The following is a 14,058-nucleotide window of genomic DNA, read 5'->3' on the forward strand; positions in this document are numbered from 1 at the left end:
TTAATTACATATATACGATAACTTTTCCGAAAAATACAAAGTTAGAATTTGATAAAGATTTTTTCGAGAATGCCTCTACAGCTCAAGTTAATTTCAATAAGCTATAGGAGGTGTTTTTTTGAATTCAACGAACAGCGTTTATGAAGTTCATAGCTTGAAAGTGAGATCAGAAAAGTTTATCAACTATTGCTACGTTATTGTTGATAAGCGAACTAAAAAAGCTGCATTAATCGATCCTGCGTGGGAAAAAGATCGAATCCAAGGATTAATTGATCACTTGAATGTAGAACTGACATTTATTCTACTTACACACTCTCACCATGATCATGTCAATTTAGTTGATGAGATGGTACAGGAGTATAAATGCAGAGTATATATATTGCATCAAGAGGTGACTTATTACAGGTTTTTCTGCGAAAATTTAGTTTTGCTTACAGAAAATTCTCTATTAATGCTAGGAGATACAGAGATCCAGGTTATTCATACTCCTGGTCACACTTTAGGTAGTGCATGTTTTTTGCTTGAAGACTGCATATTCACTGGAGATACTATTTTTATTGAGGGCTGCGGAGTATGCGATACAGATGGCGGTAACCCTTTAGAAATGTATCATACTATTCAACGCCTCAAGAAACTCATCCACCTTGAAACGAGTATATATCCAGGTCACTGTTTCGGTAAAGAACCTGGTCACTCTTTTGAATGTCTGCTTCGTAACAATATCTATTTTCATTTTAAGTCGGAAGAACAATTTGTGAGATTTAGAATGAGAAAAATAAGTAGTGAAGTGCTCAAATTTAGATGAATGAGGATAACCTATGAAGGAAAGAGAAATAGTTTTTATGTTTGCGGGGCAAGGGTCACAGTATTACCACATGGGCGCATTATTGTATGAAAGATATCCCGTATTTCGTGGGTGGTTGAATTATTTTGACGAATTAAGTGTGAAAATAATGGGTGAATCGGTTTTATCCGAGTTGTTTTCTGGACATAAAAAGATAGGCGATTCTTTTCAGAATTTGAGATATACACACCCTGCTATTTTTATGTTTCAATTTGCCTTTGCGAAGCTTGTAAACTCCTATGGCATTTACCCTGCGAAAGTGTTGGGGTCGAGTTTAGGAGAATTTGTTGCGGCTGCATTATCAGGTGTGTGCGATGAAGAAACAGCTTTTAAGTTAGTGGTTAATCAATCTTTTATTTTAGAGTCACATTGCTCAGAAGGAAGAATGTTAATCGTGATTGCTGAAGACGAAATGGCGAAAGATGGACGTATTTTTGGAGACACGGAAGTCGTAGCACTAAATAAGAATCATTTTATTGTAGCAGGTTCGATTGACCGCATTAACCAACTCAAAGACAGATTAGCATATGAATCCGTTCAGAGCATGGTATTGCCTATTGATTATGCTTTCCATTCCCAACACATTGAAAGAGCTAAAGAATTTTATACAAGTTACTTAAACGGCATATCTTTCAATGTTCCTGATATAAGGTTTTTCTCCTCTTGCAAAGGACGAGAACTCTCTTTTATAACACCTTCTTTTTTTTGGGATGTCATTCGAGATCCTATTTTTTTTATCCCTTCGGTTTGTTCGCTGGAGAGCAGTGCATCTCATATATACATAGATCTTAGCCCTTCAGGATCATTGGTTGCTATGGTACATTCTTGTCTTCCTAAACATTCACCTTCGGAATGTTATTCGTTGTGGAACGTTGCAAAGAGAATAGATGTATTTTCAGAACAATTGGAGAATCTAGCAGTAGACTTACTTAAAAGAAGAGGTGGCCGTTAATGACAACTTATGTGTTTCCCGGACAAGGTTCTCAGTATAAGGGTATGGGCAACGGACTTTTTGAGAAATTCCCGGAAATCACTCGTAGTGCTAATCGGATTTTAGGTTATTCGATTGAAAAACTTTGTTTACATGACGAGGAAAACAATCTAGGGAAAACGCAGTATACCCAGCCTGCTCTCTATACGGTAAATGCTTTAAGCTACTTAGATGAAATTGAGAAGACAGGAAGAAAGCCTGATTATCTAGCGGGTCACAGTTTAGGAGAGTACAATGCTCTATTTGCGGCAAGGGCCATAAATTTTGAAACGGGCTTAGAGTTAGTGAAATATAGGGGCGAATTGATGAGCCATTCTGTAAATGGGGCTATGATTGCTATATTAGGAATGAGCGGAGAAGAGGTCGAAGCATTCATCAAACAAAGTCGTCTGTTCTCCTTAGAAATCTCCAATTACAACGCTCCCTCACAAATTGTAGTGGGAGGCTCACAAAATGAAATCCAGGAAGCTATACTCTTACTTGAGAAAAAGATGGTTACTGTTATTCCCTTGAAAGTTAGTGGAGCATTTCATACAAGCTTTATGAATAATGCACGAGAAAAGTTCGAGAAGTTCATAAGTAGGATAAAGTTCAATGAATTGAGGATTCCCGTAATTTCAAATGTTACATCTAGACCTCACGTTACACATGAAATTCAACAGAAAATGATTGAGCAGATTACTTCATCTGTTCGATGGACAGAAAGCATACAGTACCTCATTCAGCAAGGCGAAGTGGATTTCCAAGAAATTGGACCTGGAAGGGTATTAGCAGGTCTAGTATCCAAAATTCAAGCTGAATATGAGCCGCCTTCGATGAGTAGGGTGAACGAGGATCCAAAAATTGCGTCCAAACATATCCCGTTAGAAACGAAGGTAATTGAAAAGCCAAGTGGATTTGCCGCAGAATCTTTGGGGGATAGAACATTCAAAGAGGATTATGGCATAAAATATGCTTATTTATCTGGCGCCATGTATAAAGGAATTGCTTCAGTTGATATGGTTGTAAGCATGGCAAAAGAAGGAATGTTAGGCTTCTTCGGTACGGGAGGATTGACTTTGCAACAGATTGAACTAGCTATTCAGCAAGTTCAGCAAAAAGTAGGACTAGAAAAGCCCGTAGGTTTCAATCTGCTTCATTCTCCTGCACAACCCGAATCAGAGGAAGCGTTAGTTAATCTATACTTAAAATATGGAGTGAAAATTATCGATGCTTCGGCATTTATGAATATTACGCCTGCTCTTGTTTTATTCAAAGCCAAAGGTTTGGAGAAATATAACAAACAAAATCTACAATCGAATCATAAAATCATTGCGAAAATTTCCCGTCCAGAAGTTGCAGAAGCTTTCTTGAGTCCAGCGCCAGAGCGAATTTTGAATAAGCTACTCGTAGAAGGGAAAATAGAAACTTGGCAAGCGGAAATTTTGACTCAATTGCCTGTAGCAGACGATTTATGTGTAGAAGCTGATTCTGGAGGGCATACAGATCAAGGTGTTGCCTACGCGCTTATGCCTGCTATCATCAAGCAACGAGATCGCATGATGGATCTACATAATTATAAAAAACGAATTAGAGTAGGGGCTGCTGGGGGAATCGGCACTCCGGAAGCTGCTGCTGCTGCTTTTATTCTGGGAGCAGACTTTATTATGACAGGATCGATTAACCAATGTACGGTGGAAGCAAATACTAGTGAATCCGTAAAGGAGCTGTTGAGTCGAATTAATGTTCAGGATACAGACTATGCTCCCGCAGGTGACATGTTTGAAATGGGAGCAAAAGTTCAAGTGTTAAAACGAGGCGTACTTTTTCCAGCTCGAGCTAATAAACTTTACGATTTGTACCAGAAACATAATTCTATAGATGAAATTGATCACAAGACGCAAGTGCAAATTCAAGAAAAGTATTTTAAGCGTTCTTTTAGTGAAGTGTTTAGTGATTGCTGCCGCTACTATTCTTCAGAAGAAATTGAAAAAGCGGAACGAAACGCCAAGTATAAAATGGCTATGATATTTAAGTGGTACTTTGCATATTCTACAAGATTAGCTTTACAAGGTATCGAAGAACAAAAAGTGGATTATCAAGTCCATTGCGGGCCAGCTTTAGGTGCCTTTAACCAATGGGTTAAAGGCACGAGGATGGAAGAATGGAATAAGCGGCATGTTAGCGAGATTGGTCTAGCTATTATGACTCAAACAGCCGAACTCCTCCAAACTCGTATAAATCAAATGTTAAGAGCCTAAAATTAAAATGAAAGAAGAGGTTACTATGGAATATCAAACAATATTTTTGATCTTGGTTCAAAAAATCAAAGAAATTTTACCAGAAGTTCAGCTTGAAGATATCACACCGGACGTTTCATTGAGAGATGTAGGAGCTAACTCTATCGATCGCATGGATATTCTAGTATCATCCATGCAACAATTAAATGTGAAAGTACCCATGGTCAATTTTGCAAAAGCTCAAACCCTTCATGAGCTGGTTCTAATTTTCCAGGAAAGTGCTCGAAGCTAGAAAAATAGAGGTGTTTTTTATGGAAGTAGTAGTTACAGGAATGGGAATCGTAAGTTCCATAGGGAACAACGTACAAGAATTTAAAGAATCTTTGTTAAAAGGCTGCAGTGGGATTGAATATACAAGTGATATCATGGTGCCTACCCATGTATGTGCAGGAATTAAAAGTTTTAACGAGGAAGATGAATTCGCAAAATACTCATATATAGGAAATCAAGAAGTCCTTGATCGTATTAAAAATTCCACACGAAGAACTTCGAAAGTGATACGTACAATCGTAAGTACTGCCTTTGAAGCTTGGGTGAATGCCGACCTTCACGAGGTGTCTTTGGATCCTGAAAGAATGGGGTTGGTCATAGGAGGGAATAACCTTACTCAAGGATATGCCTATGATTTGTATGAAGAATATCAACAAAATCCTAGCTATTTGACTCCTTCTTATGCTCTGTCTTTCATGGATACAAACTATGTAGGCATTTTAAGCGAAATTTTTGATATTCGTGGAGAAGGCTTTACTTTGGGGGCTGCTTCAGCTAGCGGGAATGCTGCTATCATAAAAGGTATGCAAATGTTAAAATCCGGTGATTTAGATATCTGTATGATCTCAGCTCCTTATGCTCAACTCTCACCAATGGAGCTTCAGGCCTTTTATAATGTAGGCGCTCTAGGGGGAGAGAAGTACAAAGATTCCCCTAAATTGGCCTGTCGACCATTCGACAAAGATCATGAAGGTTTTATATATGGCGAAGCTTCCGGCACAATAATTCTAGAAACCTTGGATTCAGCACTTGCTAGGCAGGCTCCGATTTACGGACATGTTCTTGGAGGTTCTTTTCAACTGGATGCCAATCGCCTGGCTAATCCAAGTGTTGAAGGAGAAGTAAGAGTTATGCGTAAGGCGATGAAGCAAGCTGGGATTTCCACGAAGAGTATAGACTATATCAATACTCATGGAAGCTCCTCCCCGTTAGGAGATGCGACTGAACTCCAAGCTATACGTTCAGTATTTGAAGGGCAAACGCCAGAGATTTGGTTGAATTCGACTAAGCCTCTGACGGGGCATTGTTTATACAGTGCAGGCCTAATAGAATCCATTGCGTCATTAATTCAGTTGAATCACGACTTTTTGCATCCGTTATTGAACTTGAACTCTCCTATTGAAACGGGATTTCGCTTTTGCGCTGCTTCCTCAATGGACTTTGAATTAAAAACAGTAATGAATAATTCTTTTGGATTTAGCGGAATAAATACAAGCATCATTTTCGGGAAGGAGCGACTGATTTGACCGTTGGAATCGAGGCAATTAATTTTTATGGGGGCTCAACCTGTATCGATGTGAAATCTATTTTTATTCAAAAAGGACTGGATCTAAGCAGGTATCATAATCTAATGCTCGATAAAAAATCTGTTTCCGTTCCCTGTGAAGATCCTGTAACCTATGCTGTTAATGCAGCTAAACCAATCATTAGTCGGTTAGATGAGTCGGAGAAGCAGAAAATCGATCTTTTGATTGTAGCAACAGAATCAGGAATTGATTTTGGTAAATCTCTAAGTAACTATGTTCAACATTATCTCGAATTAAGTCCGAATTGCCGCGTTTTCGAGATTAAACAAGCTTGTTACGGAGGAACCGCTGCTCTACAAATGGCGGCCTCTTACATCGCGTCTAATCATTCGATCGGTTCAAAAGCGCTTATCATTGCAAGCGATGTAGCGAAGCTCTCGAAAGAATTGGATTACTTTGAAGCTTCCCAAGGCGTGGGAGCAGTGGCAATGTTAATAAGTGATAAACCAGATATAATGGAACTTGACTTTGGAGCATCAGGGTTCTATAGCTACGAAGTTATGGATACTTGTCGTCCCCTGCCTGAGATGGAAACTGGAGACTCTGATTTATCTTTGATGTCTTATTTAGACTGTTTTGAGAACAGCTATAAGGACTATGAATCCAAAGTGGAAAATGTTGATTTTCTAAAAAGTTTTGACATGCTGGCCTTTCATACACCATTCGGAGGAATGGTAAAGGGAGCGCATAGAAAGTTAATGAGAGAGCTCTATCAAACAACAAGCCAAGAAATAGAAATGGATTTTCGGAGGCGAATAGAACCTTCTTTAACGTACTGCACTTTGGTAGGAAATGTGTACTCGGCCAGTCTTTATTTAGCTCTATGTGGACTGATCGAAAATATGCCCCTGTTTGAGGAAAAAAGGGTAGGTCTTTTTTCTTATGGTTCTGGTTGCGCATCCGAATTTTTCAGTGGTGTTATCCGTTCAGAGGCAAAAAACAAAATCAAAGATATGAACATAAATGATCAATTGTCTAAAAGACGAAATTTAAAAATCGAAGAATATGAACGCTTAAATGACATCAATAGTGAAGGATTATTTGGTCGTAAAAACTACGAAGTGCGATTCACTGATTTTAACGATATTTACGAAGACTTTTATCAAGATCGTGGCTTTCTAGTTTTAAATGAAATCAAAGATTACCATAGAGATTATAAATGGAGTTGAATAATCATAAATAGTTATTCTTTATACAATAATTTCATTGTTGAAGATAATGGGAAGTTAGCAGTAGTGACTTTTACACGAAACAAACAGAAGAATAGCTTGAATATTATATTCCTTTCTGAAATGGATCGTTTTTTAGATGAGCTCGAAGAGAATAAGTATTGCAGAATTTTGATTCTGCAAGGGGATAAAGGTGTTTTTTCAACAGGAATGGATTTTGAATCCGTGATCCCTTCTTCGGAGAAATCAACAATGAATGGAAAGAATATTTACGCAGAAGAGTTTTGTGAGATGTATATGAAGATTTTAAACAGACTCTCTCTAAGTTCCAAAATTATCATCTCTTTTGTTGATGGGATAGCCACAGCTGGGGGAGTAGGATTAGCGGCGGCAAGTGATTTTGTTATAGCTACTCCACGTGCGACTTTTCAATTATCTGAACTGTTATGGGGACTCTTACCTTCTATGGTAGTCCCTTTTTTGATACGCAGAATCGGCTTTCAAAAAGCTTATTCCATCACAATTTCTACTTTAGCAGTGGATGCAGACCGTGCTTTACAATGGGGATTAGCAGACGAAATTTCAGATTCTCCTTATAACTTTGCTAAACAACTAATGAATCGAATTAGCAAAATTGAAGAATGCAATATAGTAAGAGCAAAGCACTATTTCAAAAAGATGTGGTTTGTGACTGAAGAAATGGAGCAGCATGCAATATCACAAACTCAAAATTTATTAAACGATAAAAAAATCGTGCAAGATCTTCACAATTATATTCGCTACGGACAATTTCCTTGGGAAACCTCTGAATAAGGTTAACGCCGTAAGCTTGAGGAGGGAGATACATGGTGAAAGAAGCTGTCGATAAAAGATTGTTAAAGCAGCGAATTGCTATAGTAGGCCTAGCTTGCAAATTCCCTGCTGCAAAAAACAAGAAAGAATATTGGAATAACCTCATTCAGGGGAAGAATAGTATAAAAGTTATTCCAGAGGATAGATGGCGACTGGAAGAATTTCATTCGGCTGATGTCAACTTTCCCGAGGAAAAGATAAGTAACTGGGCTGGGGTTGTAGACAACGTATTTGATTTCGATAACTCTTTCTTTCATGTATCTCCTCGTGAAGCCAAAAGTATGGATCCGCAACAGCGTTTACTACTCGAAGAAACATGGTCCTGCATAGAAGATTCAGGTATTCCTTTAAAAGAACTACAAGATAAAAAAACAGCAGTTTACATAGGAGCTATGACTACAGATTATAGATACGAAGCGATTCACGAGGCAGAAACCATTGATTCTTACAGTTGTTTAGGCCATTTTGAAGCTCTTTTGGCAAATCGTATCTCTTATAATTTTAACTTCTGTGGAACAAGCCAGACGTTAAATGCAGCCTGTGCCTCTTCTCTTGTAGCTATACACGAAGCTAAGCGTTCTTTATTGGCGGAGGATTGCGATTATGCAGTGGCGGGAGGGGTGAACCTAAATCTCCATCCTTCCAAATATATTGCTTTTTCTAAATCGCATATGCTTAGTCCAGACGGACAATGTAAAACCTTTGATGCTGATGCCAATGGGTATGTACCTGGCGATGGAGTAGGGGTTGTGCTTCTCCAGCGCTTAGATCGTGCCTTAGAGAACGGTAACCACATTTATGGCCTCATTGATGGCTCAGCAATAAACCATGGAGGGAAAGCTTTATCCATTACAGCTCCTCAGATTAAGGCGCAAAGAGATGTCATCGAATCTGCTATCAAAGATGCAAATATCGATCCGGAAACTATAACTTATGTAGAAGCACATGGCACAGGAACTTCTCTCGGAGACCCGATCGAAATAGAAGCATTGACCCAAGCATTTCAGTCTTTTACAAATAAAAATAACTTCTGTGCAATCGGATCAGTTAAAACAAATATAGGACATCTTGAGGCGGCAGCAGGAATTGCAGGAGTCATTAAGGTTCTTATGATGATGCAATATAAAAAGATCCCTTCACATTTAAACTTTAAAAAGTTAAATCCAATGATTCATTTAGAGAATTCTCCCTTTTTTATCACCCCTACGAAAGTAGACTGGGGAGGAGAGAGCAACGGTGCGGAACAGCCGCTTCGTGCAGGAGTTAGTTCATTTGGCTTCGGAGGAGTAAATGCACATGTCATTATGGAGTCCTACCCTCCACACACAGTAGGATCACAAGATGAGGAGTGGACAGGCCTCTTTGTTCTTTCGGCAAAAACGAAACGTGCGTTAGAAGAGTTGATTTTAGAATGGCGCGATTTTATTAAGACAGATTATTATGCAACATTGTCTCTTAGAGACGTTTGTTCAACTCTCTCTCACGGAAGAGAGGCGATGTCTTGGCGATGTGGAGTATACGTGAAGAGTAAAAAAGATATTGAAACTTTCTTGAGTTCTTATTCTCTTTTTGAATCGAGTCACGATAAAGACCCTTATATTCTTTTGCTGGGCAATCTCAGTTACGAGGGATATAACGATGAATTAAAAGCTTATGTACATTCATTTCCAGGTCTCTCGCAAAACCTTGCCGCTTTGTTCAACCAGGCAAACGAAGTTCTAAATATAAAGACTATTAAAATGAATTTCTTTCGTCCAAAATGGCCTATCAAATATATGAACCTATACCGTTTTATTTTGAGTGTGGCCATCGGAAAATTTTTAATAAAAATGGGGCTTCCTGTTTACTGCACAGCTAGTGTTAAAGAGGGCATTTGGCCTGCATTGGTGTTGTCTGAGAAAGTATCTTTTGAAGAAGCCGTGAAGATTATTCAATCTCAAAAGTCCATTGACTCAATAGAATTCCGAAAATCTCACTTGTTCTTTTACGATGCAGTAAAAAAGCAATTTCGTAAACCGTATGTAATCGATAAAGAATATATTAATTTGATGTCAAATAATTCGAGCCCTGAATTTCAAATATGGGAGGAATGCGTCTATCTTGCTAAGCGCCTACTTAAGAATCAACACACTTTCAGAAAGCTTATGGAAGACTGGAGTAGAATTATTAAGCAAGCAACAAAGCTTAACATTATCGAAGTTCTAGATAAGGATGAAAATATACTGGCAAGTGAAACTTATGGTTATGGAAAATCTCTGGGGAGGTTATTGTTATTTTCAATTATTCATTCATACATTTCACTAAATCAAAAATGGAAAATACAAGGTTCCCTTCTATCTCAAATTAGTGAATTTGATGAACTTCTTGAGCTTTTGAAAGATGGATTAATCGATAAAAATCAAATAATCAATCTATATCTGGAGCCTTTGACGGCAGGCACAGAAATCGTGAATTCTCTTATGCAAGCGGATGATCTAGTTTTTATCGAAGGAAAATATTCACTGCTAAAAGAACATAAAGATGCCTTTTCAGATATAGAAAACAATTCTCTTTGGATCGAGACATTATTAGCTGCTGAAACGGATGTAAAGGAGTTAGAAGAGAAAAAAGTCTTCGTAGTGGGTGAGGCAAACGCATCAGCCGGAAAACAGCATTTCTCTTTATTAAATGGACAAACTACGGTTGAATCTTTTTCAAAGAAACTATTACAATTATGGACTGAAGGAATGGAAGTTTGTTGGATCGAGGCCGATAAAGACAACCGTTTCAATAAAGTAGCACTACCTTCAACGATTTTTTTAGGAGAGACCTTTCGGCTTTCACGACAAAACACTTTACATCAGGATGAACAAGATAACCGTTTAAAAAGTAATAATGTGAATGCAGAAATATCAATGAAACAACAACGACAAAACGTAATCTTAAAGTTGGAGGAGCAAGCAATGGATCGATCAGAAAAAGTAATCGTGGTAGAAAATATAGAACCAGGGATTGCAATTATTAGAATGCAAGATAAGACCAATCGAAATATGTTTTCTGAGTTGCTACTTTCAGAGCTTGCTCGGGCTTTTGAAGACATTGAGAATAACGATAAGATCAAAGCTGTTATATTAACTGGATATGAAAATGTATTTGCTATGGGCGGTACACAAAAACAGTTAACAAATATAGCAGATCGGACGAGTGAGTTTACTCATTTATCAGTGATTTATAAAAGTGCTCTAACTTGTCGTGTGCCTGTTATATCAGCTGTACAAGGTCATGCGATGGGAGGAGGGTTTTCACTTGCCTTGTATGGGGATTTGATCGTGATGGCGAATGAAGGAATATACACAGCAAACTACTTAAATTATGGTTTTACTCCTGGTCTCGGATCCACTTACATCATGAAAGAAAAATTAGGTGTCACACTCTCGAATGAAATGATATTCACTTCTGGAGAATATAGCGGTGATGCGCTAAAATTGCGGGGATGTTCTTTTATTTTCACAGAACAATCCAACGTTCTTACAGAAGCAATAAGACTTGCTACTTCGATTGCTGGAAAGCCCTCAAAAGCAGTTAGAGTGCTTAAAAGCGAACTCTCTAATCGGATTTTGAAAGAGTTAATGCCTATTATAGAAAATGAAGTTTATATGCATGCCCAAGTGTTTGAGTCTTCGGAAGTTCAAGAAGTAAAGGAGAGGATAACTTCTCGTTTTACTAAAAATAATTTGAAAAAAGATCTAAAAAAAGAAGTCGATCAAAGGAAAGATCAAGCAGGGAATAAGGTGAAAGTAATAAATTCTGAATTTACTTCATCGACTGCTATAGCTTCCGATATTTTAAATATTATTTCAGGGGTTCTACAGTTGCCTCTAGCAGAAATTGATAGAGAAAGTGAATTTGAAGAATTAGGAGTAGACTCTATCTCAGCTATCGAGATCATCCGGAATGTAAACAAAAAATTTAATTTACATATAGATACAGTTTCTTTCTACAATTATCGAAGCATAAATTTATTCATCGATTTTTTGGAAAAGGAGATTGGACAGTCATCTGCAAGTAGCAACATCGCTGTACGAAAGATAGAGCTGCGTGATACTAAGTCGGAATATTCAAGTCCCCCGATTATATCGCATAATGATAAAGCTTCTGGAGAGATAGAAGTAATAGAAGAGCAAATCTTACAAGTGATTTCTGATGTGGTAGATATTAATCTAAATAAAGAATATTTTGATATTAGTTTCAAAGAAATAGGCATCGATTCTATTAACGGTGTGGAGATTATAAGAGATCTAAATAAAGTACTTCTTACAAACCTAGAAACGATTGTACTTTATGAATATTCTACGGTAAGAGCGTTGGCTCAATATATTCGACAAAAGGCAGAACCGAAAAATGTTTATATTCCTCAGTCTCCTTCCCAGATCAAATTGCGTGACTTAAAGGAACAGGGGGAGAGAAGTGCATTAGAAGAATTTAAGCACGAGGCTCCTATAACTCTAAGGAACGAAAAGGACAATTCAGAAATAGAGTCCATTCTAATGAGTCTGCTAAGTCGTATTCTAATGATTACTCCGGACAAAATACAAGCAAAGACAGAATTGAGTCTATTGGGTTTAGATTCTATTGGAAGTGTCGAATTCATTCGAGATATTAATAAACATTTTAAATTGAATCTTGAAACGATTTTAGTTTACGAATACACAACCGTTGAAGCTATAAGCGATTATATTTCCAAACAGTCGTCCGAAGATGTCAGAGAACAAAAGACGGTTTCTTTTTCATATCCAGAAGTCGTCGAGCAATCTCGCTCTTATGATAAAACGCTTGGTAATAAACAAGTGCTAGATTTACTTCGACAACTTAGGAATGGAGAAATCGGATTAGAAAAGGTCATGGAACTAACGGGAGGGTTACATGAACGCAAATGATATTAGAAGAATTATATTAGAGGAGATTCGTTCAGAACAGCTCACTCCAGAAGAAGGGTACGAGTTATTGAGCGCGTTCTCAGAGGCACATCATGCTCTTCCAGAGACCAACGATTCTCCAAAATCTGATATATCTAAGGATATTGCCGTTATCGGTATAAGTGGAAGGTTTCCTGGTGCCCCAAATATTAATGATCTTTGGGAAAACCTAATTCACGGTGTGGACAGCATAACAGAAGTTCCTATTGAACATTGGAATGTGCCTCAGCACGAAGGCTATAAGAAATGGGCAGGACTGCTTGATACGACAGATCATTTTGATCCTTTATTTTTTAAAATATCTCCCAATGAAGCTGAATGTATGGATCCTCAACAAAGATTGTTTTTAGAGGAGGCATGGCGTGCTTTTGAAGATGCAGGATATTCTGCATCTTCGCTCTCAGGAACAAATTGTGGAGTATTTGCAGGTGTACTATCGAACGGATATGAACAAAATTTAAAGAAAATAGGCAAGGAAATGGGATCGAATGTTTTAACTGGTGTAGGATCTGCCTATTTGCCTGGACGAGTGTCTTACTTTTTGAATCTGTTAGGGCCAAATATGGCTATCGATACTGCTTGTTCCTCTTCCCTTGTTGCCGTACATCAAGCTTGCCAGAGTTTAAGAATTGGTGAGTGTGAAATGGCACTAGCTGGTGGAGTAAATGTACTTGTATCCCCCGACCTACATAATATGGCGAACGATGGTGGCATGTTAGCCAAAAATGGAAGATGTAAAACATTCGATAATTCAGCTGATGGTTTTGTACCTGGAGAAGCTGTATGCGCAATAGTTCTAAAGCCTTTAATGAAGGCCATTGAAGATAAAGACTATATATACGGAGTAATTAAAGGCTCTGGAATTAACCAAGATGGAAAAACTAATGGAATGACAGCTCCCAGTAGCCATTCTCAGAGCCGTTTGCAAAATCAGGTATATGAAAAGTTTAACCTTAACCCATCCCATATTAGCTATGTAGAAGCACATGGTACGGGGACGAAACTGGGAGATCCGATTGAAGTATCGGCTTTATCACAGACTTTTAAGAATTATACGAGCAATACAGGATACTGTGCTATTGGCTCTATCAAAACAAATATTGGGCATACTTTAGCAGCAGCAGGGATTGTAAGCTTGATTAAAGTCATCTTGTGTATGAAACACAAAACTTTGGTTCCTTCTTTGCATTACACATTAGAGAACGAACATTTGAATCTCAAACACACTCCATTTTATGTGAATTCCAAAACCAAACATTGGGCCAAACAAGGTATCTTGCCCAGAACAGCAGCAATAAATTCATTTGGACTAAGTGGTACTAATTGTCATGTGGTTGTGCAAGAGTGGGAATCAAATTGAAAAGTAAAATAAAATAAATTCAGGAGGAGCA

9 protein-coding genes are annotated in these 14,058 nt (G+C 37.9%); all 9 read left to right on the forward strand.

Annotated elements, in window-relative coordinates; translation table 11 throughout:
* Window positions 1-118 precede the first annotated feature (118 nt).
* The 9 genes from WKI47_RS24465 to WKI47_RS24505 are packed head-to-tail and all read left to right on the forward strand — an operon-like array spanning window position 119 to window position 14,027.
* Complete coding sequence (locus WKI47_RS24465) at window positions 119-805, forward strand: MBL fold metallo-hydrolase (protein WP_340229822.1); 687 nt, start codon at window positions 119-121, stop codon at window positions 803-805.
* Window positions 806-818: 13 nt separating this feature from the next.
* Window positions 819-1,796 carry an acyltransferase domain-containing protein gene (locus WKI47_RS24470; RefSeq protein WP_340229823.1) on the forward strand — a complete coding sequence of 326 codons (978 nt, stop codon included), beginning with the start codon at window positions 819-821 and terminating at the stop codon, window positions 1,794-1,796.
* Window positions 1,796-4,075 (forward strand): ACP S-malonyltransferase, encoded by a 2,280-nt coding sequence (fabD, locus tag WKI47_RS24475; protein WP_340229824.1) that lies wholly within the window; start codon window positions 1,796-1,798, stop codon window positions 4,073-4,075. The genes WKI47_RS24470 and fabD overlap by 1 nt, the downstream gene beginning before the upstream one ends.
* A gap of 25 nt (window positions 4,076-4,100) precedes the next feature.
* The gene (locus WKI47_RS24480) at window positions 4,101-4,346 is read left to right on the forward strand and encodes a phosphopantetheine-binding protein (protein ID WP_340229825.1); all 246 of its coding nucleotides are present in this window, start codon (window positions 4,101-4,103) and stop codon (window positions 4,344-4,346) included.
* A 19-nt stretch (window positions 4,347-4,365) separates the two neighbouring features.
* Window positions 4,366-5,631, forward strand: a complete 1,266-nt coding sequence (locus tag WKI47_RS24485) for a beta-ketoacyl synthase N-terminal-like domain-containing protein (RefSeq protein WP_340229827.1) — start codon at window positions 4,366-4,368, stop codon at window positions 5,629-5,631.
* Window positions 5,628-6,860 (forward strand): hydroxymethylglutaryl-CoA synthase family protein, encoded by a 1,233-nt coding sequence (locus tag WKI47_RS24490; RefSeq protein ID WP_340229828.1) that lies wholly within the window; start codon window positions 5,628-5,630, stop codon window positions 6,858-6,860. The genes WKI47_RS24485 and WKI47_RS24490 overlap by 4 nt, the downstream gene beginning before the upstream one ends.
* Window positions 6,861-6,896: 36 nt before the next feature.
* A complete protein-coding gene (locus tag WKI47_RS24495) occupies window positions 6,897-7,673 on the forward strand; it encodes an enoyl-CoA hydratase-related protein (RefSeq protein WP_340229833.1) in 777 nt (258 codons plus the stop codon).
* Between the two features lie 32 nt (window positions 7,674-7,705).
* Window positions 7,706-12,628, forward strand: coding sequence for a beta-ketoacyl synthase N-terminal-like domain-containing protein (locus WKI47_RS24500; RefSeq protein ID WP_340229829.1), 4,923 nt, complete (start codon window positions 7,706-7,708; stop codon window positions 12,626-12,628).
* On the forward strand, window positions 12,615-14,027 hold the full coding sequence (locus WKI47_RS24505) for a polyketide synthase (RefSeq protein ID WP_340229830.1): 1,413 nt from the start codon (window positions 12,615-12,617) through the stop codon (window positions 14,025-14,027). Before WKI47_RS24500 ends, WKI47_RS24505 begins: the two co-directional genes overlap by 14 nt.
* The last annotated feature ends 31 nt before the right edge of the window (window positions 14,028-14,058 follow it).

The sequence above is a fragment of the Saccharibacillus sacchari genome, from assembly GCF_037722395.1.
Taxonomy (GTDB): domain Bacteria; phylum Bacillota; class Bacilli; order Paenibacillales; family Paenibacillaceae; genus Saccharibacillus; species Saccharibacillus sacchari_A.

Bases quoted from the DNA above. Each gene is read 5' to 3' on its own strand.
- WKI47_RS24470 (WP_340229823.1), top strand. From the start codon at position 819: ATGAAGGAAAGAGAAATAGTTTTTATGTTTGCGGGGCAAGGGTCACAG.
- fabD (WP_340229824.1), top strand. From the start codon at position 1,796: ATGACAACTTATGTGTTTCCCGGACAAGGTTCTCAGTATAAGGGTATG.
- WKI47_RS24480 (WP_340229825.1), top strand. From the start codon at position 4,101: ATGGAATATCAAACAATATTTTTGATCTTGGTTCAAAAAATCAAAGAA.
- WKI47_RS24485 (WP_340229827.1), top strand. From the start codon at position 4,366: ATGGAAGTAGTAGTTACAGGAATGGGAATCGTAAGTTCCATAGGGAAC.
- WKI47_RS24500 (WP_340229829.1), top strand. From the start codon at position 7,706: ATGGTGAAAGAAGCTGTCGATAAAAGATTGTTAAAGCAGCGAATTGCT.
- WKI47_RS24505 (WP_340229830.1), top strand. From the start codon at position 12,615: ATGAACGCAAATGATATTAGAAGAATTATATTAGAGGAGATTCGTTCA.